Origin of the sequence: Microcoleus sp. AT8-B5 (genome assembly GCF_036705565.1) — a bacterium.
Classification (GTDB): Bacteria; Cyanobacteriota; Cyanobacteriia; order Cyanobacteriales; family Microcoleaceae; genus Microcoleus.
In genome coordinates, this window is the sequence record NZ_JAUBUY010000023.1 from 24,761 (window position 1) to 48,056 (window position 23,296).

At 44.4% G+C, this 23,296-nt stretch carries 18 protein-coding genes; 9 read left to right on the forward strand and 9 right to left on the reverse strand.

What is annotated here, in order from left to right:
* Positions 1–47: 47 nt before the first annotated feature.
* Entirely contained in the window at positions 48–3,410 is a 3,363-nt protein-coding gene (locus tag QUB39_RS16920) for a CHAT domain-containing protein (protein ID WP_333207657.1), read from the reverse strand.
* A gap of 295 nt (positions 3,411–3,705) precedes the next feature.
* Here QUB39_RS16920 and QUB39_RS16925 point away from each other — a divergent pair, with 295 nt between their 5' ends.
* Positions 3,706–5,220, forward strand: coding sequence for a phospholipid carrier-dependent glycosyltransferase (locus tag QUB39_RS16925; RefSeq protein ID WP_333207656.1), 1,515 nt, complete (start codon positions 3,706–3,708; stop codon positions 5,218–5,220).
* A gap of 204 nt (positions 5,221–5,424) precedes the next feature.
* Here QUB39_RS16925 and trmB read toward each other — a convergent pair whose 3' ends face one another.
* The 3 genes from trmB to csaB all read right to left on the reverse strand — a co-directional run bounded on the left by trmB (position 5,425) and on the right by csaB (position 7,997).
* Positions 5,425–6,057: a tRNA (guanosine(46)-N7)-methyltransferase TrmB gene (gene trmB / locus QUB39_RS16930; protein WP_333057179.1), complete on the reverse strand. Its 633-nt coding sequence runs from the start codon at positions 6,055–6,057 to the stop codon at positions 5,425–5,427.
* A gap of 148 nt (positions 6,058–6,205) precedes the next feature.
* Positions 6,206–6,937, reverse strand: coding sequence for a Uma2 family endonuclease (locus tag QUB39_RS16935; protein ID WP_333207655.1), 732 nt, complete (start codon positions 6,935–6,937; stop codon positions 6,206–6,208).
* Positions 6,938–6,950: 13 nt separating this feature from the next.
* On the reverse strand, positions 6,951–7,997 hold the full coding sequence (gene csaB / locus QUB39_RS16940) for a polysaccharide pyruvyl transferase CsaB (RefSeq protein ID WP_333057177.1): 1,047 nt from the start codon (positions 7,995–7,997) through the stop codon (positions 6,951–6,953).
* Between the two features lie 410 nt (positions 7,998–8,407).
* Between csaB and QUB39_RS16945 the strand changes: the two genes are divergently transcribed.
* The 6 genes from QUB39_RS16945 to QUB39_RS16970 all read left to right on the forward strand — a co-directional run bounded on the left by QUB39_RS16945 (position 8,408) and on the right by QUB39_RS16970 (position 15,775).
* A complete protein-coding gene (locus tag QUB39_RS16945; protein ID WP_333154630.1) occupies positions 8,408–8,719 on the forward strand; it encodes a DUF2499 domain-containing protein in 312 nt (103 codons plus the stop codon).
* Positions 8,720–8,735: 16 nt separating this feature from the next.
* The gene (locus QUB39_RS16950; protein ID WP_333207654.1) at positions 8,736–9,155 is read left to right on the forward strand and encodes a lysozyme inhibitor LprI family protein; all 420 of its coding nucleotides are present in this window, start codon (positions 8,736–8,738) and stop codon (positions 9,153–9,155) included.
* A gap of 201 nt (positions 9,156–9,356) precedes the next feature.
* A complete protein-coding gene (locus tag QUB39_RS16955; protein ID WP_333207653.1) occupies positions 9,357–10,652 on the forward strand; it encodes a transposase in 1,296 nt (431 codons plus the stop codon).
* A gap of 96 nt (positions 10,653–10,748) precedes the next feature.
* Positions 10,749–13,409: a DNA polymerase III subunit alpha gene (locus QUB39_RS16960; protein ID WP_333207652.1), complete on the forward strand. Its 2,661-nt coding sequence runs from the start codon at positions 10,749–10,751 to the stop codon at positions 13,407–13,409.
* Position 13,410: 1 nt separating this feature from the next.
* Positions 13,411–14,190 carry an LAGLIDADG family homing endonuclease gene (locus QUB39_RS16965; RefSeq protein ID WP_333207651.1) on the forward strand — a complete coding sequence of 260 codons (780 nt, stop codon included), beginning with the start codon at positions 13,411–13,413 and terminating at the stop codon, positions 14,188–14,190.
* Complete coding sequence (locus tag QUB39_RS16970) at positions 14,183–15,775, forward strand: helix-hairpin-helix domain-containing protein (RefSeq protein WP_333207650.1); 1,593 nt, start codon at positions 14,183–14,185, stop codon at positions 15,773–15,775. The genes QUB39_RS16965 and QUB39_RS16970 overlap by 8 nt, the downstream gene beginning before the upstream one ends.
* Before the next feature lie 169 nt (positions 15,776–15,944).
* On the opposite strand, the gene QUB39_RS16975 is transcribed toward QUB39_RS16970, so the two are convergent.
* The 3 genes from QUB39_RS16975 to QUB39_RS16985 all read right to left on the reverse strand — a co-directional run bounded on the left by QUB39_RS16975 (position 15,945) and on the right by QUB39_RS16985 (position 17,668).
* Positions 15,945–16,244, reverse strand: coding sequence for a DUF3593 domain-containing protein (locus tag QUB39_RS16975; RefSeq protein ID WP_333057168.1), 300 nt, complete (start codon positions 16,242–16,244; stop codon positions 15,945–15,947).
* Positions 16,245–16,707: 463 nt separating this feature from the next.
* Positions 16,708–17,358 (reverse strand): ATP-binding protein, encoded by a 651-nt coding sequence (locus QUB39_RS16980; protein WP_333057167.1) that lies wholly within the window; start codon positions 17,356–17,358, stop codon positions 16,708–16,710.
* A gap of 181 nt (positions 17,359–17,539) precedes the next feature.
* The gene (locus QUB39_RS16985; RefSeq protein ID WP_333057166.1) at positions 17,540–17,668 is read right to left on the reverse strand and encodes a hypothetical protein; all 129 of its coding nucleotides are present in this window, start codon (positions 17,666–17,668) and stop codon (positions 17,540–17,542) included.
* A 306-nt stretch (positions 17,669–17,974) separates the two neighbouring features.
* Here QUB39_RS16985 and QUB39_RS16990 point away from each other — a divergent pair, with 306 nt between their 5' ends.
* Positions 17,975–18,718: a pentapeptide repeat-containing protein gene (locus QUB39_RS16990; RefSeq protein ID WP_333057165.1), complete on the forward strand. Its 744-nt coding sequence runs from the start codon at positions 17,975–17,977 to the stop codon at positions 18,716–18,718.
* Positions 18,719–18,820: 102 nt separating this feature from the next.
* Here QUB39_RS16990 and QUB39_RS16995 read toward each other — a convergent pair whose 3' ends face one another.
* Positions 18,821–19,936: an alpha/beta fold hydrolase gene (locus QUB39_RS16995; RefSeq protein ID WP_333057163.1), complete on the reverse strand. Its 1,116-nt coding sequence runs from the start codon at positions 19,934–19,936 to the stop codon at positions 18,821–18,823.
* A gap of 142 nt (positions 19,937–20,078) precedes the next feature.
* The gene (gene gatA / locus QUB39_RS17000; protein WP_333057204.1) at positions 20,079–21,539 is read right to left on the reverse strand and encodes an Asp-tRNA(Asn)/Glu-tRNA(Gln) amidotransferase subunit GatA; all 1,461 of its coding nucleotides are present in this window, start codon (positions 21,537–21,539) and stop codon (positions 20,079–20,081) included.
* 1,244 nt (positions 21,540–22,783) lie between these two features.
* Here gatA and QUB39_RS17005 point away from each other — a divergent pair.
* A complete protein-coding gene (locus tag QUB39_RS17005) occupies positions 22,784–23,239 on the forward strand; it encodes a helix-turn-helix domain-containing protein (RefSeq protein WP_333057162.1) in 456 nt (151 codons plus the stop codon).
* The last annotated feature ends 57 nt before the right edge of the window (positions 23,240–23,296 follow it).

Genomic DNA, 23,296 nt, shown 5'->3' on the forward strand with positions numbered 1-23,296 from the left:
TATCAACTATTAACCTGACTTGATATCCTAGCTGTTTTTCATAAAATTTATCGCCATTCCCCCTGAATAGTAAAAGCCGCCCAATAATAAGGATAACGCCACTCTTCCTGCTTCCACATTTCCAGTTGTGCCGCCCTCAATGCTGCCGCTGGCCTTAACCCTTTTTGCAGCATTCCCTGATAGAAACTCGACATTAATGTAGCTGTTCCTTCATCATCCACATTCCACAAACTCACCACAACTCGCTGAGCCCCTGCATACATAAATCCCCGTGTCAATCCTACCATGCCCTCGCCTTGAATGTTCTGCCCTAATCCGGTTTGACAGGCACTTAACACTACTAAATCTGCTGCTAATTTGAGATTGAAAATATCAGTAAGTCGCAGAAATCCGTTTAAGGGATTCCCCTTTTCATCTACCAGTGACAAGATGATTCCCGATAGTTCCGGGTTAGTGCTATTCGCTAAACCGTGAGTGGCAAAATGAATGATTTTATATTGGCTTAAGTTCTGACTGGTTGCTGCGGCGCGGCTGGCTTCAAAATCCAAAGATGCGGTGCGAGAAGTGGCAGGAACTAACGCTTGAATGATTTGAGCTTCTTGGCGAGTGAATTGTAAACGGCTCAACTGTATGTTATTGGCGCGGCTAGAGCGGCTTAAACCGAGATTTACTGATTCTATTGCTTGGGGATTGGCGCTATTAGACTGGATTCTGAGTCGTTCATCGTCAGCGCTAAAAACTGGATCGGCGAGCATTGCTAAAGTCCGAGTTGGGGGTTGTCTGTCATTGTAGTTTTGTCTTAAGATTCCCAAGGTGGAAGCGGAAGGCAGCAGCACAATTTCATGGTCTACAATTAAAGGCGGATTCCCATTTTCACCGGATTTTCCGGGGAGTGAGAGGGCGGCAAAGGGGAGGTAATTGAGAATGCCGTCGCCAACAATCAGCAGGCGTTTTTGAGCGAGTTGTGCTGCTACGGGCTGTAAAATAATTTGACTAAGCGTGTTGTTAGCTTCAGCAACTCGAGCGGGAATGTTTCGGTAGCGCGGGTTAGTCACAGCATTGCGGAAATTGCGGGCGGCTTTTTCGATGTCAACCTGTTTGGGCAATTCGTAACTGGTGATACTGGTTTTAGTCACAGCCCAGAGATAGCTGCGCTCTTTCCCTAAAGAATACTGGAGTAAAATTGTATTCTGATCGAGGATTTGTTGTTGAATCTGTGCCAATGTTAAAGGTTGCGGTTGGGTGAGGGTGGCGTACCGGGGACTGGTGGAGCGGATTTGGGCTTGAATGTCCTGATATTGTCCTAGTAAAGTTTGCCGTTTTTGGTCTAATTCTACTTTTTCTGCGGGGGTATGATTGGGGCGGCTTAGAGTTTCGATTCGGCGTGTTTCTAAGGCATCGAGTTGCTGTTGTAAATTGCGTTCTTGCTGCAATAATTCCGGGGCTACACCTTGGCGAATATCGGCGTTTGCTTCTTGAAGAAGTTCGAGAAGGCTGCGGGCACGGGAACTTTCGCTGGCTTCTAAGGCTTTGCGATCGTAACCAGAGTTGGGATTGGTTTTGTGCAGTTCCATTAACAGGTCAATGTATAACTGGTAATAGTGTTGTACGGTGGCAAAGTATGAGATGCGGAGCTCGTGGTTGGTAATTTTGGTGCGGAGGTTTTCGATGATTTTGATGGAGGTTTCAATGTCAGTGAGGGCTGCGATTAAATTGCCTCGATCGCCTTTGAGAATAGCCCTATTGTAGAGGGTGAGGGCTTCCCCAGGACGATCGCCCACAGCGCGAAACAGTGGCAGGGCTTGGTTGAAATATTCTTCTGCTTTCTGCTGTTTTCCCAATTCTGAGTAAGTATTACCTGCATTGTTGAGGGTGTGGGCTTCTCCACGCGGATCTCTCGCTTTTTGTCTCAAATCGAGGGCTTGTTTGTAGTAGTCGAGGGCTGTTTGTTTTTCTCCCAAATCTGAATAGACTAAGCCAATATTGTTGAGGATAGTGGCTTCCTTAGCCCGATCGCCCATAGCGCGGAATAAGGGAAGGGCTTGGTTGAAATACTCTTTTGCTTTCTGTTTTTCTCCCAAATCGTTGTAGGCTAAGCCGATGTTGTTGAGTGTGGTGGCTTCCGCAGTGCGATCGCCCAAAGATGTGTCGCTGTTTGCGGGTATGTCCGAGATGTTGCTGAGGTTGATACTTGCTTCAGGGCGATCGCCCATTTCCCGAATTAGGGAAAGGACTTGGTTATAGTAGTCGATGGCTTGCTGTTTCTCTCCCAAAGCATAGTAGACGGCGCCGATATTGTTGAGGATGACGGCTTGTTTAGGGCGATCGGCTAAAGTCCGATTCCAAGCAAGGGCTTGATTGTAGTAGTTCAGGGCTTGCTGTCTGTCTCCTAATCTATTAGTAATGAAGCCCATTTGATGCAGCGTGTAAGCTTCCTTCTCCCTATTTCTAAGCATTTGATAAAGCGAACGCGCTGCATCAAACTTTTGCAAGGCTTCCTGATAAGATGCTGCTGTTTCTTGAGCGAATAATCGCCTAGCTTCCTGAATCAATTGATCGGCTTCATCTGTTTTTTGATTTAATAGTTGTTTGTTTTTCTGAATTAATCGATCGGCTTCCCCATCCGGGATTTGATTTCTACTGACATCGAGGGTGGTCAGATATACCAATCCCGCTAAAGGTTGGGCATCTGCGATTTGATTTCTACTGATGTGTAGGGCGGTCAGATTTGTCAATCCCGCTAAAGGTTTGATATCTGCGATTTGATTGGATTCGATGAAAAGCAATATCAGATTTGTCAATCCCGATAATGGTTTCACATCGGCGATTTTATTGTCACTCAAATAAAGAAAGTTTAACTCAGTCATTCTCGATAAAGGTGTCACATCTACAATTTGATTAGATGCGAGGGACAGCCCTGTTAGATTAGTCAATCCAGCTAAAGGTTTTACATCGACGATTTGATTGGCTTCGAGGAAAAGATCCGTCAGATTAGTCAGTCCCGATAATGGTTTCACGTCTGAGATTTGATTGAAATTGAGGACGAGAGATCTCAGATTTGTTAGTCCCGATAAGGGTTGCACATCTGTTATTTGATTTCTACTGAGGTTGAGCTTTCTCAGATTGGTTAATTTTGATAATGGTTTGATATCGACTATTTGATTGCGAATCAGGGAAAGTTCTGTGAGATTAGTCAGTGTTTTTTGAGCGCGATCGCACTCTTGTGTTTTTGCTTTTGATAGCAACACCTCCACCGTATGTCTGGCTTCAGGGGTCAAATTCTCTTTGTTGCTACAAAAATCAGCAAAACTTTCAAATGTCTGGGGATTTGGCGCGGCGGCAGATCCCATCAAGATAGTCGCACCTACAGCTAACCCCCAACGCCCCCAAATCGAAAGTATGGGATTCATAAGCACTCGCTCAAAAAAAGACATGATTAGCTGCTATCATAATCTATCGCACCTTGTGATCCGCGCTTTTCCTTCCGGCTGGCCAATTAGATCGGGAGCATTTGGTGAAACAATAGTCGTTACTGCTTCTCGCTGCACTCTCCAAGCATTATTAGAAGCCGGGTGTTTCCAAACAACCCGGTTTCTCATCAAAAATTCGGTTTCTGCACAAGTCCTATTTTAGGTTACTCTATATTCAGGAATTTTAAATTAGCGATCGCCCTCAAATTTAGGATCTATTATTTGCTGCTGTTTTATGAAAATCAAGAAAACACAATTTAACAAATCGAATGTTATTTTTTCCCTAGCAATGCTAGGCATTTTTCTATTTTCCTTAACTCTCCGCTTTTGGGAACTAGAGCGATTTAACACCTTAGTATTTGACGAGGTTTATTACGCTAAATTTGCCAACAATTATCTCACAAAAACTCCTTTTTTCAACGCTCACCCGCCTCTGAGCCAGTACATAATTGCGATCGGCATTTGGATCGGCACTCACCTTCCCTTCGGCAAAACCGCCGTCAACAGTATGGCTGGCTCCCTGCTTTCTCCTTGGGATTACCGCTGGCTGAATGCTCTCACAGGTTCCTTTATTCCCCTAGTTGTCGGAGCCCTAGCTTATCAGCTCGTTGGGCGCCGCACCTTTGCTTTTCTGGCTGCTTTATTTATCGCCTGCGACGGTTTGTTTTTAGTTGAATCTCGCTACGCGCTGAACAACATTTATCTAGTTTTGTTTGGAATATTAGGCCAGTTATTTATTTTAAAATCAGTAGAAGCTGAAGGTAAGAAGCGCTGGTTTTGGCTGGTGCTAGCCGGGATAGGTTTCGGCGCATCTGCGGCTATCAAATGGAACGGATTGTGGTTTCTTTTCGGTACTTATCTGATGTTGCTGTGCGCTTGGGCAGTTCGTTTTATTCAGGGAAACAAAGAAGATGAAGAACAGGTTCGCGAGGTTAATTCGGCTCTAATTCCTCCCGAAAGTCCCGTACAAAAACTGACTCAACTCAGTTTTATAGAAGTATGGTTTAGTCTAGCTATTATTCCTATTTTAGTTTATAGCATATCCTGGATTCCTCACCTGCACTTTAATCCAACTCCCAATTTCTGGCAGATGCAAACGGAAATTTTGACTTATCACCAGCGGATTAAAAGCGGCCCAGATGTACATCCTTACTGTTCCGCGTGGTACGGTTGGCCGTTGATGCTGCGCCCGATAGTTTACTTCTTCAAAAAAGCTAGCAACAATGCCCAACCAGATCCGGTTTTGCCGCCTTTACCTGAAGGTGCAACTGAGGTAATTTTTGACGTTCACGCAATGGGAAATCCCTTCCTTTGGTGGCTGTCAACCTTAGCTTTAGTGCTAGTAATAGGAGTTTTAGTTCACCGGATTTTGGTGTGGCTGCAAACGCGCAGCGAGGCTTCTGTTGACACCATAGAACAGCAGCGGCCGATTTTGTTTCCGCCGACTGCTGAAATGTGGCTGGGGTTATATTTAATAGTTAATTGGGCCGCTAATTTGCTGCCTTGGGTGAAGGTGACTCGCTGCATATTTTTGTACCATTATATGGGCTGTTCTGTGTTTTCAGCCTTAGCACTTGCTTGGTGGGTTGACAGGTGGCTGCACAGCCCTCAAACTCGACTCCGAGGGATGGGGGTAACAATTATTTTTCTGGTTTTGGGTGCTTTTATTTTCTGGATGCCTATCTATTTGGGACTGCCTTTGTCGCAAATGGAATGGAAAATTAGGATGTGGCTGCCATCTTGGGTTTAAGCTAGAAATAATTTTTTTATTAACGGGCAAGATGCCCGTTCCACAAGAAAATTAAGTTTTGTGGAACAGGCATCTTGCCTGTTCCTAAATAAAGTTCCACAAGAAAATTAAGTTTTGTGGAACAGGCATCTTGCCTGTTCCTAACCAAGGTGCAAGATGTAAGTTATAACATTTATGACAAAGGTGAGTTGGGAAAAGCGAGCATTATTTTTGATACAGTGCTCGATAAACTGGTTCGCCCCGTTTCAGAGTAGCAATTTCTCTTTCAGTAGGAACAGGCAGGGGATTTTCTGCTAGCCAGTTGTCGCCATTTTGACGTTTAAAACTGGGGTGAGATGAAAAGCGATCGCACATTTCGCTTTCTACTTCCTCAATATCTGACTGGATAAAAACTTCGCCGCCAATTGCCAGATAAGTTGCCAATTCGTTGACTAATTCCTGCTGTACCACCCGCCGTTTGTGGTGCTTTTTCTTGAACCAGGGATCGGGAAACTGAATGCTAACTCGCTGCAAAGTACCTGCGGGTAAAGTTTCTAAAATCGGCTTCAGGGAACTATTCGCATTGCAAAACAAATAGTGCAAATTTGTCAAGGCTTTTTCGTCCCGCCAAAGATTCGCCTCTTCTACCAGAGGTTCCCGAATTTCTAATCCTAGAAAATTCCAGTCAGTTTGTACTTGCGCCATGTGCCACAAAAACCGTCCTCTGCCGCAGCCGATATCTAAATGCAGCGGTAAATTTAAGTCCGCATAGATTTTAGTCCAATCCGGGGGACTTGCAGATGCTTGATATCTAATTGATAGGGGATTGACGTGTTCCCGCACTCTTACTCTTGCCAATTTTGCTGTCTCCTGAATGTAATTTTTAACCGCTGATGAAGGCTGATTAACGCCGATAAATATTGATGTTTGCGATGTTGTTCAATACTTTTTAATTAATGAGCAATTAAAATTTTTCCGCGGAAAATTTTAATTGCTCATTATTGCATTAGGCTTCTGGTTCAATGCCTGCTGCTCTTAATTGGGCGGCTAGTCGATCGGCTTGCTGTTGAACATTTGCTTTTTCCTGCCGTTCCCTTTCTACCATCTCTACTCCCCACAATAACATCTCTCCGCTATCATCCCACCACCGCAACCAATATCCCGTTCTTTCGGCTTTTGTTCCCTGCCAAACACCCAGAAATAACCCAACTCCTGAAATCCAATAACGGCCGAAAGCATCGGGTGGTTGTACTTCATACTTTCCTGATGAATCCAAATGGTAGACTTCTAACACTCCGGCGGCTGGTTCAAAAAGTGCATAGACTGGAACGCGCAATATTTGCTCGTAAAAATACCATTTGCCGGGGGGATAAGTTTGTTTACTAGAATATTCATCGTTGGGACTAGCTGACAAAAATTCCATCACGATCGCCGGGACTTCTCCTTCTAAGTTGGGAGTGTAACTACGGCGAATTTCTTGACTGGAAAGCGACTGAACGTTGCGGGCATAAAACCAATCTGGATCTTTAATAACTAGCTTGCCGTTTAATGTAGCGCAAATTCCCATGTTTGGGGCAACTAATATTCCTGTTAAAATTAGCCCTGCGATTTCTAGGATTTCGCGCAAGGTAGCAGCGAGCAAGGGCTGGTCGATATTTTCCACAGGTTCCTCGTCTAAAATGAAGTCGTCTGGCAATTTTTCCCAGGTAATTTTTAAGTCGGCTGTACTGGCTGTCACGGTATTTTACCTCTTACGTAGACTGCTGGAGCGCGGCTCGCAATACTTCGCGATGAAAGAGCGATCGCTCTACTATAAATTTTATCCTGTCTGGCGATAAGGCGTCGCCGTTAGCATAATGTTCGATCCAGGTTTTGCTGATTAAATAAGGATCGTCTGGCAATTCTGATAATAAGTATCCCGGCATTTCTAGCTCTTCCATTAACTGGCTGACTTTGGGATCGTAGCTGAGAGCAAAACAGCGGCATTCTTCGGATGCGGCCATAATTAAACTGTGGTAGCGCATCCCGATCGCCATTTCGACACCCCGGAACACTCCTTTCAACTTTCTCGGATCGTCTAAACTGAGAATGCAGCTCCTTTTGGGCAGGGCTTCGTGCAAATGTTGGGCAATTTCTAAGTCGTGAGACGCTTGAAAAGGCAGCAGCAAAATTAAGGTGCGAGTTGCTTTTTGAAAGTCAACTAAAGCTTGAGTTAAGATTGACAAACGGGCGGGAGTTAGTGTAGAGTGAGAACGCAAACAAACAGCTACTCTGGGCGCAGGTAAATCCCACAAACCCGACACGGGAGAATTCTCCAAAGCCCACACGGGATCGGGCGCTAAAGTAAAGGGAATTTGCCAATCTGCAAGTAAAGTAGCTGAACCTTTATCCCGCACGCTGACGGCGGTGCATCCAGCAAAACAGCGCTGAGATAACTTGCGAGTCATTTCGCGCTTCAAAGGCCCAATTCCCTGGGCCCAAGCAACAGTTTTTAAGCCCATCTGCTGCGCTAATCCCATCAAACCCCCATAATAGAAAGGGCTCACCATGCTAGTAGCGTCTTGGATTAAACTACCGCCGCCCCAGATTAGGGCGTCGGAGGTGCGGAGTGCTTCGATAACTTGAAAGGCATTCATGCGATCGCGCGCAGCTACCCCGTACCGCTGATTTGTCTCGACAGGATTGCCAGACAGGACGATCGGCGTCACGCCATCAGGTAACATTTGCAGTAGCGATGCCAACAGCGCCTCGTCGCCGCCGTTGCCTTTACCGTAATAGCCGCACAAAATTGCTCGCATTTCTACTCTTTTCTTTGTTGGTAATGGGGAATGTAACTATTTTAGATTTTAGATTTTGGATTTTAGATTTTTTTGAGATTTGAAATTTGATAATACTAATACCCAAAAAAATGTTACTGTCAGCAAACTTCAAGGCTTTACGTCATCAGTCAGCTCAAATCGCAAATCTAATAAAATCTCGAATCGCTAATCTAAAATTGTATGACGGGCCCAAAAACAGGTACAAGTCCCGACTTAAGTCGTGGATGCTCCTAAAATTTTAGACTAAAGCTCAAGCTCCAAGATTCATCTGTGGAGTAAATCTAAAATCTAAAATCTAAAATCTAAAATCGACTGACTCATCATACTTTATATGACAGTTGCCTAAGTCCCGATCGATAAATCTTTCATCTTCGTTCACCATACAAAAAATGCACGCTTTGTCAATTCCCACCTGGATTATTCACGTCTCTAGCGTCGTCGAGTGGATTGCCGCCATCTGGTTAATTTGGACTTACGGCGAAGTCACTCAAAACCGAGCTTGGTGGGCCCTTTCCGCCGGAATGCTGCCCGCTCTCGTCAGCGCTATGTGTGCCTGTACATGGCACTATTTTGACAACTCCCCAGCCCTAGAATGGATTGTTACCCTGCAAGCGGCGATGACTCTATTCGGCAATTTTACTTTGTGGGCGGCGGCTTGGTGGATTTGGCGATCGGCTCAACCAGAAAAAATTAAAGATTGAAAAAGAGGTAAATATTTTGAAAAAAATCACTATTTGGGTCAAATTAGCCGCGAGTTCGCTGTTGTTGACAGCCGGATTTTTGCTTCCCAGCAAAGCCAGCAACACTTCCTGGCAACTTGCCCAACAGCCTAACTGCAAAAGTCCTCAAACTACACAGGAGCAGAATGCGTGTTCCAGTCAAGAGTTTCAGGCAGCAGACAGAAAACTCAATCAAGTATATCAGCAACTTCAGCCGAAACTCAACAGCAAACAAAAGCAAAGATTGATAGTAGCACAGCGTAGTTGGCTCAAGTTTAGAGATGAATCTTGCAATTATGAAATGGGGCAGTTTGAAGGTGGAACTTTGGCTGCTTCTACCTACGGTTATTGCAGAGCGAGGGTGACACAAGAACGGGTTAAAGACTTGGATCGTTATTTGAAACAAGCAAGTTTGTAACAGTGCGATCGCTATTTAGTAATGCAATCGATACCCACCCTACGAGAGAACAACGATTGAGTCCCAAATTTTTTTATAAAAAACTCCCTGAAAACCCTGTGACTTTAGTCCAGGGATGAAAGGGCATCGCAGGATTTATCCTGCCTACCAATTTCCCAACTACCAAATGCAGTAAAATTAATCAAGGGAGGTGAAAGTCAAATGTATGCAGTACAAAAAGATATCTGGCATTTAAAGGGATTCGACAAATCCATTGTAGAGCAACTGCTGAGATGGTCAAACAATCTGTTTAATGTCGGGACTTACGAAAGTCGGCAACGATACTTTAAAGACAAAAGTGCGGTTAAATATCCCGACTTGTACAGGATTGCTAAAACTAACGAGAATTACAGCTTACTTTACTCGCAAGTCGCGCAACAATCCCTTAAATCTGTTGCTGAATCTTTCAGCTCTTTCCGAGCCTTAGAAAGGTTAGTCAAAAAAGGGGAAATCAATCAAAAACCCAGATTGCCTAAGTACAGAACCAAAGGCGGTATGTACCAAGTTTCCTATCCGGGACAAGCCTTAAAAATAGTCGGCAATAGGGTAAGACTCCCTCTAGGAAAGCAAGGGAAAGAACACTTCGGGACAGATGCTCTCTGGATTCCACTACCAGAAAGGCTTAAGGGTTGCCAGATTAAAGAACTCAGGTTAATCCCTAGAAATGGTAAGGTCTGGATTGAATACGTCCATGAATCTCTTACCAAGCAAGCTCCTAGCTGTAGTCTCGAAGTAACAGGGATTCTGGGCATAGATCATGGTATCAACAACTGGCTAACTTGTGTTTCTAGCAATGGTAAGCCATTTATTATTGATGGTCATAAGCTGAAATCTTGGAACCAAGAGTTTAACAAACAAAAAGCCAGAGTTCAATCAGAACATTCCCGACATAAGCTACCTCAAGGATTCTCGTCAAAAAAACTGCAACAGTTATCGGAAAATCGCGCCAGAAGAATGAGAGATGCGGTTAATAAAGCTGTCAGAACTATCATAGATTATTGCGAAAGTTACCAAATTAATGTCATAGCCTTTGGTTGGAATAAAGGACAGAAGCAAGAGGTCAATATGGGAGGAAAAACCAATCAGAACTTTGTCCAAATACCGACAGCTAAAGTCAAAGAAAGATTACAACAAGAATGCGATTCTCTAGGATGGAGATTTGTAGAACAGGATGAATCTTACACTTCAAAAGCCAGCTTCTTAAACCGAGATTTTCTGCCAGTTAAAGTTGGTGAAAAACCTGACAATTGGCAACCATCAGGTAAAAGAATCAAAAGAGGTTTGTACCGTTCGGCGAGCGGATTAATACTGAATGCAGATGTAAATGGTGCTGCCAATATCATCCGAAAATCAAATGTAGCCATAGACTCAATTGTTGAGCGAGTGGGTAGTGGGTTGCTGACAAACCCTTTAAGAATCAAACTTTGGGTGGGTTCATCCCCCAAAGTTTGTCCTTAAGAATCCCCGTGTCTTCAGACCGGGGAGTGTCAATTGATCTTTCTCTATCCGGATGGTGTACAATCTAAAATCTAAAATCTAAAATCCAAAATCGCTATGTCCTTCGTTGGTTTGCACATTCACAGCGATTATAGCTTACTAGATGGGGCGTCTCAGCTACAGCAGCTCGCAGAACGGGCGGTGGAATTGGGGATGCCCGCGATCGCCCTTACAGATCACGGGGTGATGTACGGGGCGATCGAGCTCATCAAAGTTTGCCGAAATAAAAATATCAAGCCGATTATTGGCAATGAAATGTACGTCGTCAACGGCGACATTGAAGTAAAAGTTCGAGGTAGAAGAAAATACCATCAAGTTGTTTTAGCTAAAAATACCCAAGGTTATAAAAACCTAGTCAAACTAACCACAATTTCCCACTTAAAGGGAATGCCAGAAAGAGGTATTTTTGCCCGCCCCTGCATCAACAAGGAACTGCTAAAACAATACTCCGAAGGTTTAATTGTTACCAGTGCTTGTTTGGGCGGCGAAGTTCCCCAAATGATTCTGCAAAACAAGCTAGATACTGCCCGTGAAGTAGCCACATGGTATAAAGAAGTATTTGGAGAAGATTACTATATAGAAATTCAAGACCACGGTTCCCCGGAAGACCGGATTGTTAATGTTGAAATCGTCAAAATTGCCCGCGAACTCAAAATTAAAATAATTGCCACCAATGATTCTCACTATATTTCCTGCAACGACGTAGAAGCACACGATGCTTTGCTGTGCATTAACACCAACAAACTGATTGAAGAAGACAAGCGGATGCGCTACAGCGGTACTGAATACCTTAAGTCCGCAGAGGAGATGGCGCAACTGTTTCGAGACCATTTGGATGATGAAACAATCAAAGAGGCGATCGCAAATACCCTAGAAGTCGCAAATAAAGTATCGAGATACGAGCTCACAGGAGAAGCTCGAATTCCCACAATTCCAATTCCCCCCGAACATACAGCCGATACTTATGTAGAAGAAATATCCTGGCTGGGACTCTTAGAACGCCTCAAAGCCCGCACCAGAAATGAAATCCCCCCAGTCTACAAACAAAGACTAGAATACGAACTGAAAATGCTTCAGCAGATGGGATTTTCGGAATACTTTTTAGTAGTTTGGGACTACATAAAATATGCTAGAGACAACGATATTCCAGTAGGGCCAGGACGCGGTTCTGCCGCAGGTTCTCTAGTTGCCTACGTCCTCAAAATCACCAATATAGACCCCGTACACCACGGACTACTATTCGAGCGATTTCTCAATCCCGAACGGAAATCTATGCCAGACATTGATAGCGATTTCTGCATAGAAAGGCGGGACGACATGATTAAATACGTTACGGAAAAATATGGTAGCGAGCGCGTAGCGCAAATTATTACTTTCAACAGAATGACATCAAAAGCTGTCTTGAAAGATGTTGCCAGAGTGTTAGGTATTCCTTACAAAAAAGCCGACGAAATGGCTAAATTAATTCCCGTGTCCAGGGGAAAACCGGAAAAACTTAAAGTGATGATTTCCAATGACACACCTGCACAGGAATTTAAAGACAACTATGAAAATACAATTTGCATAAATGCAGAAACTGGTACTGAAGTCCCAGTCCGTCAGTGGATTGACATGGCAATTCGCATTGAAGGAACCAACAAAACCTATGGCGTTCACGCAGCAGGTGTGGTAATTTCTTCAGAGCCATTGGATGAACTTGTACCGCTGCAAAAAAATAATGAGGGTGCTGTGATTACCCAATATTTCATGGAAGATTTGGAATTTTTGGGGCTGCTGAAAATGGACTTTTTGGGCTTAAAAAATTTAACAACGCTCCAGAAAACTGTTGATTATATTAAACAAACCCAAAATCTAATTGTCGATCCAGAAATGCTACCTTCTGATATTGAGCGCAGAGCTCAAGAGACTTTTGGCAGAATCAAAAAGTTACCAGATGATGTAGATAAAACCTATAGACTTTTAGAAAGAGGAGATTTAGAAGGTATTTTTCAGTTAGAATCCTCTGGAATGCTGGATGTAGTGAAAAAACTCAAACCTTCCTGTCTTGATGATATTTCTTCTATTTTGGCACTTTACCGACCTGGGCCGCTGGATGCAGGTTTGATTCCTCAGTTTATTGACTGCAAGCACGGTAAAACCGTTGAGTACGATCATCCGCTATTAGAACCGATTTTAAAAGAGACTTACGGAACGCTTTGCTTTCAAGAGCAAATTATGCGGATGGCTCAAGATTTGGCGGGCTATTCTTTGGGTCAAGCTGACTTGCTGCGGCGCGCAATGGGTAAGAAGAAAGCTGATGAAATGCAGAAGCAAAAAGAAACATTTATCGATGGGGCAACTAAGAATGGAGTAAGTCAAAGAATTGCTGAAAAGTTGTTCGCCCAGATGCTACAATTCGCGGAATATTGTTTGAGCTATGACACGAAGATATTGACGGTGGAATATGGGCCCATGGCTATTGGCAAAATCGTTGAGGAAAAAATTGAATGTACTGTTTATAGTGTTGATAGCAACGGTTATATTTATACACAGTCAATTTCACAGTGGCATCGCCGGGGGCAGCAGGAGGTCTTTGAGTATTGTCTGGAAGATGGCTCGATAATTCGCGCCACAAAAGATCACAAGTTTATGACTGTTGGCGGTCAAATGCTGCCCATTGACGAAATCTTTGAACAAGGATTAGACTTAAAACAAATAAACTCTAGCTCAGATATATAAAATGTATCTCGACTATAGGCAGCTAAAATCGGAACACAAGGAAAAAATCATTTCTGCTTTTAATCAGGGCATGGAGTGTCGAGACATCCCTAACTACCTTGGTGTAAGCGAAAGAGCAGTTTCAAGGGTTTTAAAAGAAGCGAACATTAATACTAAGCGGCGAAACCGCTATACTTTAAATGAGAGCTATTTTGATGTAATTGACTCTCAAGCTAAAGCTTATTTATTAGGATTGATAGCTGCTGATGGCTGCGTTACTCAAACTAATTATGTAGCTTTTGAATCTATTGACAAAGAACTTACAGAAATGCTCAGCATAGAGCTACAATACTCTGGTGAAATTAGAGTTATTCAGCCTCAAAATTATGCTCCTCACTACCGAATAAATTTTTCTTCTGAAAAGCTGGCAAGCTCTTTACAGAGCTACGGCATCATAACAGGAAGAACTTTTTCGGAAGTTACCTATTTCCCTAACTTAAAATATTTAGGGTCTTATGTGTTAGGCTATTTTGATGGTGACGGTTGTGCTTATGCAAACAAAGGTAGAAGTGGCGGTTTAGTCTGCATTGTTGGTTCCTTTGAATTTGCCCGCGAACTAGCAATGCACCTAGGGATGGGTTCTGTACAAGAGCATCAATTAAAAAAAGTTTATTATTGGAGAATCTTTAGTCGAAAAAATATACAAGCATTCTATGATTTTGTGTATCAATATCCCAGCTTGGGATTGCAACGAAAGAAAACTAAAATAGAGGCTATTCTCAGGAGTTACAAACATGGTTAAAATTATTAGTCGAAAATCACTAGGAACTCAAGAGGTCTATGACATAGGCGTTGAACGAGAACATAACTTTATCCTAGAAAATAGTTTGGTGGCATCTAACTGTTTTAATAAATCCCATTCAATGGCCTATGCCTATATCACTTATCAAACTGCCTATTTAAAGGCGAATTATCCTCTAGAATACATGGCTGCACTGCTGACGGCTAACAGGGGCGATCAGGATAAAGTACAGAAATATATTGCCAATTGTCTCAAGCTGGGTATTGAGGTTGAGCCGCCCGATGTTAATAGCTCGGAACTTACTTTTACACCGATGCCGAAACAGATGACTGGCTCTGCAAAAGATAAAATTTTGTTTGGAATTTCGGCGGTTAAAAATGTGGGAGAAGCGGCAATTGAAAATATTTTGGCGGCGCGGCAGGAAGGGGGTAAGTTTAAATCGCTGGCTGATTTGTGCGATCGCGTAAATCTCCATTCTGTCAACCGCCGCGCTTTAGAAGCATTAATTCAATGCGGTGCTTTTGATAAAATTGAACACAACCGCAATCAATTAGTACACGACCTCGAAGGGGTAATTAAATGGGCGCAAGAGCGCAAAAGAGACCGAGAAAGCGGCCAAGGTAATCTTTTTGACTTGTTAGGTGGGAATAGCTTTGGCAAGTCAGTCAATACCTATGAGTCCGCGCCAAAATCTAAATTAATAAAAGATTATGACAACCAAGAAAAATTGCGTTTAGAAAAAGAACTGCTTGGCTTTTATGTGTCAGAACATCCCCTAAAGTTTCTCATGCAAGTAAACCCAGACCCCGATGTGGTGACTCTCGAAGAGTTAGCAGATAAAAAGGGGAAAGTATCAGTTATTGTCATGCTCAGCGCTATCAAAATGGTAGTGACAAAAAAAGGCGATGCGATGGCAATTTTGCAATTAGAAGATTTGACTGCTCAAATAAAAGCTGTGGTGTTCCCCAAGTCTTACGAACAAGTGAAACCTTACATTGTAGAGAATGCTATCTTACTGATTAGTGGAAAAATCGAGAAAGATGGAGAGGAAATTCAGATAATTGTAGACACTGCAAAGCCGGTGGAAACAGTACAGGTTGAAGAGGAAATCGAGAGGGCCCAACCGGAAATAAATAACCATTGGCCGGCGGAACCAGTCAACGTTGTACGATCGACAAAACCTGTCGAAGTTTTAGAAATGGTGATTGTCAAGCTGACACCGCAGCAAGTACAAGACGGGAAAAAACTCAATTCCCTCAAAGCTATTTTGCAAGAACTTTCCAATCGTGGAGAAGATGCTAGCGTTTCTGTGGGGGGAATGGTTGTCGGCGAATATTCCTGTCAACCCCTTCGCATTAGCCCTCAATTGTGGGTGCAAGATGGCGAGGGAACTGTTAGCCGGCTCAAGTCGGCTGGATTTGATGCTTGGGTTTTTCCTCTAGAAAATCGCGGGGATGCTGCGGTATTTCGAGAAATGCGATCGCAACTTAATGTACATTCTTGGGCTAGTCGTTTACTTGACACTGAAACCGATCGCCTTCACCAGTATGTCAATTATCTCGCCCAACTAAGGAATGAGAATTAAATAACTTCCACTCTTGAAAGTGGGATGGGCTCTTATAGCCCGTCATGAGTGGACGGGCGGGACGCCCATCCCACAATAACAATTAAAATTGTAAGTTATTTAATTCGCGATCCTAAACAGACGCTAGTCAAATGAAAGTCTCGCATTAATCCCGACTACCCTCTCAAGTTTATTCTTGTGAGGATGCTTTGGCTTTAATCACCGCTTCTCTAAAGCCTAAAACTAATAAAATATTGGCAAGTGTCAAGAATAGTTCCGCAGAACCGTGCAGCCAATCTACATTTGCTAGTGACTCGTTGTAGGCAACTTTTGCGTAAATTGCGGCGGGAATCGTCACCGCTACAAAAACGAGAGTCCCGTAAAATCCCATCAGAGCTAAACGGGGTGTTTTTCCCGATCGAGTCAAAAACCAGAGAAATCCCAAGTAGGGAAATAGAGACAGAACAAATAAAGTTTCTTTGGAAATCATTAGTAATTGGTGAGCGACCAGATACTATGATAAATTAAAATATCAAAAATTAGTGTGAATAATTTTTAACCTTTAATGTTGAGTTTTTAATATTTAATTATAATATTTAATTCGACAGATGCACCCGTTTCTATCGAACCGCTATAGAATCACCCAATACCATAGCTCTTAACCCAAGCCGCAGCAGGTGGGCAGTATTCAAAACCCCTCACCCACGCGGAGACAAAACCCGTAAATTTTCCCCCTAACACCGTTTTTAGCCTACTAACACATTTTTTACCGTGCCAGTCTGTTAATTGTCCAGGAAGCATCTCATATTTGTAAAAACACTTCTTCTGGCTCCTTCCTTCTTCCTCTTCCCTCTTCCCTCCTGCCTCCTGCCTCAAAACTCCTGCCTCAAAACTCCAATTTCTAGCGGAGGCCTGCTTTCATTGAGATGCTCCCATTGTCCATCACCCCAAAGCTACCCAGCAATTAGAAAGAGAGACGGTTCCAAAGTTTTCTGTCTGCTAGGCATCAAGTAAGCCTCGTTCAAAACCTCTAAATCCAAGCCGTTATTTCTATCTGCTGCAATAATTTCCTTCAGCTTAGCATCAAAATCAAAACACGGCCCGCAATCCCAAACTTTGAGTTCCAACCGTCCATTAAACACCGTAATTTCGAGTTGCACAGGAGTTTCTACTGGCAGATTTTTGTGAGCGTGGCGAACTGCATTAGTGAAACCTTCAGCCAACCCCAACTGAATCTTCCACCAAACTTCATTGGGGAGCGATATATCTTTCAACTGTTCAAACCACAACAAAACTTGAGTTAAAGCATTGACATCTGTGTTGACTTGCAGGCTAATATGTTGAATAAAAGTTTCATGCAGCTCTTCTTCCTGCTCTGTTTCAGTCTGCCAATCCCAGGTGTTTAATAAATTCATTAACCCATCTAAAACGCTAGCTTTTTTTATATTTTGGGAGCGATTGCAACCTTCTACTTCGTAACTTTTGCTCAGCCACAAACAGTTTCGATCGTCGAGAGTCCGGGTGTAACTGATCTCGTCTGCAATCTGCCACATGAGTTTGATCCCCCTGCCACCTTCTGCAAGTTGATCTATGCTGTTGGACATCTATTTTCCTCGTCTGAAAGTATTAGCTGTACCCTATTTTCCCACCCGCCGATACATTTGGTATATTTTTTTTATACTTGCTGGCTCGGTATTATTTCGGGGATCATACAAAAATGCTATCTTTTTTATAGAAGGCAGCGCATCAGCAATATGTCTTAAGAGTCTAAGCCAATTGGCTTATTTACCGATCGCCTGTAGGGAGAACGATCGCCCTCGGCAGCAAAATCCCACTGCATCGATTACCAATACTTATCCGTTGTCGGAGTCTGCCACTTGCTGCTGCCGTCGCCAGATATAGAATCCCTGGCATTTAGCGCCTCCGGTCGATCGCCGTTCGCTGCAAGGGAGCCTTGATGTGCGGGCTTTCATCCCAAAGGCGTAGGTAATATCCGCGATGGAGAGCGCGATGGCTACGCCCCGGCTTACGCCTACGAACCTTACACCGTCGAGCCGCGTCCATCCACTAGACTAGGACTTACGCAAACCACCCAGTTTCTGCTTAGAATCTTGGGTTGGACAGCGATGAATTAACGAGGAAACCGGGTTTTTGGTCTCCCGCGCGTAAGTCCAGCAGACTAATCGGTGTTGAAAGGCAGTTACAGGACTTACCAAGACTATGACCAAAATCAAACTGAAAATTCTGACAGCAGCGATAATGCTACTCCCATTTTGCGCCGCACTTCCCTTACAAGCTCAAAATCTGTCCCTAGTAAAGCGGCTGCTAGAAACCAGAGGATGTCCCGGATGCGACTTATTTGGCGCTTCCTTGAGCCGTGCAGATTTGTTTGGCGCTTCCTTGAGCCGCGCCACTCTCAGCAGGGCTGACTTAGTTGATGCCGACTTGACTGCGGCTGACTTAATGGAAGCTAATTTAAACAACGCCAACATGAGAAACGCCTTTTTGGCCGACGCCGACCTCAGCAAAGCCGACATGAGCAGGGCCGACATCAGGGGAGCCAACTTAGAAAATGCCAACCTCAGCGAGAGTTTTCTGCCAGACGCATCCCTCCAGTTGGCTAACTTAAAATGCAGTAATTTGAGCGCCGCTAAACTAACTAGAACTGACCTAAGAAATGCCGATTTAAGCGGTGCAAATCTCAGGGGTGCAGACCTCAAAGAAGCCGATTTAAGCGGTGCAAATCTCAGCGGTGCAGACCTGAGAAATGCCGACTTGAGGGATGCGAGATTGAACAAAGCTAATCTCACAGATGCCAATCTTTGCGGTGCCAGGATGCCAAACCAAAAAACATCTTGGCGAGGCTGCGAGGTTAAGAAAGAAGAAGCTATAAGCGCGAACAATTACTGTAATTACTGCTATGCCTTAAATGACTGGTGGCTTAATGTATTAAGGTTCTACTAAGTAGTATCATCGCGATAACTGCTCTGTTTAATATGTACAGTTAGAAGTGCGAGTAGGCGGTACAGATATCAAACTTAACCTGTTACCGCCAAGAGCTTTGATCTACTGTGAACAACCTAAAAATTGGCTCAGTATTTGCAGATATTCTGCGCCCCCGATATCTGCCACATTAGTGTGACCTCCATCAGGAACTATGTACAACTGTTTGGGTTCAGGTGCTGCATCAAACAGTTTTTTGGTCATTTCCACTGGAACTACATTGTCAGCAGTCCCGTGAATAAACAGCACAGGCATTTGCAGGCGATCGACTTTTGAAAGAGAATCAAACCGCTGTGTCAGCAAAACATCGATCGGAAACATCCAAAACAGCCCTTTTTGGAAATTCACCATCGCCCGCGTCGAAGTAAAAGAGCCTTCTACAATTACCCCTGCCGCCTCCGGGTGACGCAAGGCTAGATCGATCGCGATCGCCCCTCCCAAAGAATGACCGTAGAGATAAATTTGATTCGGGTTAATCCCCCGCTGTTTCACCAAATAATCCCAAGCAAGCTGAGCATCCTCATAAACCTGAGATTCACTCGGAAAATCGCCCTGGCTTTTGCCATAACCACGATAATCCATCACAAATACCGACAAACCTAACCCATGAAATCGATAAGCGTGTTCGACATTTGATCCCACATTTGAAGCATTGCCGTGCAGGTACAAAACTACCCCCCCTAACCCCCCCTTGTTAAGGGGGGGAACCGGAGCGACTGCCGGTCTCTCACTTTGCGGGGACGTTCCGACTCCTCTAGCTCCCCCCCTTGGCAAGGGGGGGCTGGGGGGGGTATCCGAGTCTCCGGTGTTAACAGAGGGAACAGCCTCCCCCTTTCTTGCTCCCCCCCTTGGCAAGGGGGGGCTGGGGGGGGTATCCGAGTCTCCGGTGTTAACAGAGGGAACAGCCTGCCCCTTTCTTGCTCCACCCCTAGCTTCGGGGGGGCTGGGGGGATTTTCCGATGCAGGAATCCACCACCCGTGAACGCTGTCCACCGCGCCTGTTTTAGTTGGAATTGGCAACCAAACATCTTGATATTGCAACTGAAAATCATCTGGCGTAGTTTCGATCGCCCGCGCAGGAAAAAAGATAAACTTACCTTGCGCTACAAAGAGGAATACACAAGCAGCAGAATAAGCAACGGCCAAAACTATCCCAAAAGCTATTAGCGATTTAGACAAAAGGAATACTAGGAAATTGTTCATAGATAGAGCACGCGGGAAATTAGAGATCGCTCAAAAGCTAATGGCAAATTATTAATTCAGACAATTAGCCAAGATCGATTACTAACTTCCGCCACCGTATTCCGCCGATTTTCAGAAATTAATGCAATTCGGGGTGGTGCAAGTGCCAATTCGTAGACTGTTCGTAAGCGTGAGCCACCTGAAACAACCGAGATTCTTGCAAAACATTACCAATCAGTTGTATACCCACCGGCAGTCCTTTATCATCAAATCCGCAGGGCAAACTCAAAGCTGGCAAACCAGCAAGATTCACCGGAATAGTCATCAAATCTGACAAATACATACTCAGGGGGTCATTGAATTTTTCGCCTGCCTTAAATGCGGTAGTAGGAGCAGTGGGACAGACTAAAACATCAACTTGAGAAAAAGCTTTTTCAAAGTCTTCTTTAATCAAAGTCCGAACTTTTTGAGCTTTTAGATAATAGGCATCGTAATATCCAGCCGACAATACGTAAGTGCCGATCGCAATCCGGCGTTTAACTTCCGCACCGAACCCTTGAGAGCGGGTTTTGGCATACATATCCAAAAGATTATCGGAGTCTGGAGACCGGAAACCGTACTTAACTCCATCATATCGCGCCAAATTTGCCGAAGCTTCCGAGGGAGCAATAATGTAGTAAGTGGGCAAACCGTAGCGGAACCGGGGACAAGAAATGACTTGAATTTCGGCGCCCAATTGTTGAAATTGCTCGATCGCCTTAGTAACAGCGTCTTTAACCCCGGAGTCCAGCCCTACACCAAAAGTTTCTTTAATTACACCAATTCTAATCTGACCCTTCGGTCGCAAACTGGGTCTTAAAGCTTGAGCGTAGTCAGGAATTGGGACATTAAGACTCGTGGAATCTTTCGGATCGTAACCGGCGATCGCCCCCAACAAAATCGCCGAATCCTCAACAGTCCGGCCAAAGGGCCCGATTTGATCGAGAGAAGAAGCATAGGCCACCAAACCGTAGCGAGAAACCAACCCATAAGTCGGTTTCAGCCCCACCAACCCGCAAAAAGCAGCAGGTTGGCGGATTGATCCCCCAGTATCCGAACCCAAACTCACGACGCATTCTCCAGCGGCTACCGCTGCGGCAGAACCGCCAGAAGACCCTCCGGGCACGCGCTCCAAGTCCCAAGGATTCGCGGTAACTTGATAAGCAGAAGTTTCTGTCGAGCTCCCCATTGCAAACTCGTCCATATTCGCCTTACCCACAATCACCGCACCGGCTGCTTGGAGTTTCGAGACGACGGTGGCATCGTAGGGAGGAACAAAATTCTCCAAAATCCGAGAGGCGCAGGTTGTGGGAACGCCCTCGGTGCACATATTATCTTTAACGGCGATCGGGATGCCGGCCAACAGGCCAATTTGCTCTCCGGCTGCGATTTGGGCATCCACTTTATGGGCCTGCGCCAGTGCGCTGTCTGCTGTCACGCACAGAAAGCTTTTCAACTTCGGCTCTAGCTGGGTAATTCGGTCTAATGCTTCTTGAGTAATTTCCACAGCAGAGCGTTCTTTATTGACCAGTTGTCGGTGCAACTCGCGGATGGATGCCATGCTCGTACCTTTATCATTTCTACTTTGAGACAATACAGTTAATATAACTGGCAATTGTACCTGCTTACAGCCCGAAGGCAAAGTCGGCTATTTTTGTGGCGAAAGTTTGAGCCTCGAAGAGGGCTCCGCTAACGGGCGATCGGTCATTTTATATACAATAGATTAAATTACCCAAATCCCACGGGCCACCAAATAGCGATCGAGTTTTTTACCTAATTTTTTAACAAACCAAGAATGCAACTGTATCAGCACTGATGCAAAAAGTGGTTTGACGCCAGATTTATATGAGTAAGGGGTAAGGTGTGCAATGCGACCCCTACATAATTAGGTTCGGTCTCCAAGACTGTCTATGCAAGATCGCAATCATTAGGAAATCAGTCATTCCAAATTCTGTAATCTAAATTCTAAAATATTACAGCCCAGTTTGTCCTCGATGCAACCCAGGATTTATGGGAAAAAAGATGCCCTAAAAAATCAAATAATCCCAGATAATGACTGCTTTATTGCTGGAATATTCAGACTTTACTAAAATTTTTGTTATATAAAAAATCCCACGCTTGTTATATCTGATTTATTTTTAATAGCATAGTTAGCAGCATCTGCCTCGGATTTCTTGTGAAATTAATCACGTCCTGAATATTCCGAAAAACATGAAGGAAAAATAGAAAAGGATGCTAATAAAATATTAGAGTATGGCTGTCGATACCCTAATAATTATGGTCAGATTAGGAAGAGCAGTTTTTTAGTCAACAATCACTGAAAGTTATCAGTCAGCCGAGTGAATTAATGGCTGCGGCGCGATCGAAGAAAATAGTAATCGACCTTTTCCGATCCACGCCCATTGTACTAGAGCTCAAAAAGCCTGTCAGAAATCAGGGGTTCACAAAAAAGCTCGAAACGCTCACCGCCACACCGAGGTCTTTTGTTGCGCGCACCTGCAAAAAAAACAGCAGTCAATCGATTTTAGATTTTCGATTTTAGATTTTAGAGGCGACCCCACGGATAAATGCGGGGGCAATAAGTGATTTTCGATTTTAGATTTTGGATTGATTCCACGGATAAATCACGTGGCGGGTACCACGTTTGAAATTCTTGGTCCTTCCTCAAATGCGACTAGCTGCGTGCATCTGCGCTAAAAAACGCTAGGTATTTGCCGCCACGATCCCCAGGAAAATAATTTCATCCGGAATTATCCCCAAAACCAAAGATATATGGTAAGAAGTTCCCGATGCCCCGTTGGAGGAATGCCACCTAAAGCTCACTTAGAATCCCACCTGACGGCAGAGGAACTCAAAATTCGCTACCGGCAGGCACAAAACACCACAGAGTCGCGCCGCTGGCACTTGCTGCTGTTAGTGTCCCGAAATTGGACTATCAAACAAGCAGCCCAAGTCGTAGGCCTCAACTACGACTACGCCAAAGAAATTGTCCAGCGCTACAACCGAGAAGGGCCTAACTCTGTGAGAAACCGCAGCGGAGACCGCCAGCCCCCTCCTGCAAAATCCTTGCTGAATCCTGAACAGCAAGAAGAACTGCGACAAGCCCTGCTAGGCCCTGCCCCCGACGGCGGAGACTGGACAGGCCCCAAAGTCGCTCGCTGGATTGCCGAAAAGATTGGTAGCGATCATGTCTGGCCCCAACGCGGCTGGGATTACCTCAAGCGGTTGGGTGCTGACTGGCGACGGCGGCGCAGAAAGTAGATAGTTCGCAATATTTAGAGGGGGTTGATTGCCTTCGTGCGATCGCTCCCTTTATTT

Excerpts from the sequence above, each read along its gene's own strand:
- QUB39_RS16925 (WP_333207656.1), top strand. The coding sequence starts at position 3,706 with ATGAAAATCAAGAAAACACAATTTAACAAATCGAATGTTATTTTTTCC.
- QUB39_RS16945 (WP_333154630.1), top strand. The coding sequence starts at position 8,408 with ATGCACGCTTTGTCAATTCCCACCTGGATTATTCACGTCTCTAGCGTC.
- csaB (WP_333057177.1), bottom strand. The coding sequence starts at position 7,997 with ATGCGAGCAATTTTGTGCGGCTATTACGGTAAAGGCAACGGCGGCGAC.
- QUB39_RS16960 (WP_333207652.1), top strand. The coding sequence starts at position 10,749 with ATGTCCTTCGTTGGTTTGCACATTCACAGCGATTATAGCTTACTAGAT.
- QUB39_RS16970 (WP_333207650.1), top strand. The coding sequence starts at position 14,183 with ATGGTTAAAATTATTAGTCGAAAATCACTAGGAACTCAAGAGGTCTAT.
- QUB39_RS16955 (WP_333207653.1), top strand. The coding sequence starts at position 9,357 with ATGTATGCAGTACAAAAAGATATCTGGCATTTAAAGGGATTCGACAAA.
- QUB39_RS16920 (WP_333207657.1), bottom strand. The coding sequence starts at position 3,410 with ATGAATCCCATACTTTCGATTTGGGGGCGTTGGGGGTTAGCTGTAGGT.
- QUB39_RS16985 (WP_333057166.1), bottom strand. The coding sequence starts at position 17,668 with ATGCCAGGGATTCTATATCTGGCGACGGCAGCAGCAAGTGGCAGACTC.
- QUB39_RS17005 (WP_333057162.1), top strand. The coding sequence starts at position 22,784 with ATGCCACCTAAAGCTCACTTAGAATCCCACCTGACGGCAGAGGAACTC.
- QUB39_RS16990 (WP_333057165.1), top strand. The coding sequence starts at position 17,975 with ATGACCAAAATCAAACTGAAAATTCTGACAGCAGCGATAATGCTACTC.
- QUB39_RS16965 (WP_333207651.1), top strand. The coding sequence starts at position 13,411 with ATGTATCTCGACTATAGGCAGCTAAAATCGGAACACAAGGAAAAAATC.
- QUB39_RS16980 (WP_333057167.1), bottom strand. The coding sequence starts at position 17,358 with ATGTCCAACAGCATAGATCAACTTGCAGAAGGTGGCAGGGGGATCAAA.
- gatA (WP_333057204.1), bottom strand. The coding sequence starts at position 21,539 with ATGGCATCCATCCGCGAGTTGCACCGACAACTGGTCAATAAAGAACGC.
- QUB39_RS16975 (WP_333057168.1), bottom strand. The coding sequence starts at position 16,244 with ATGATTTCCAAAGAAACTTTATTTGTTCTGTCTCTATTTCCCTACTTG.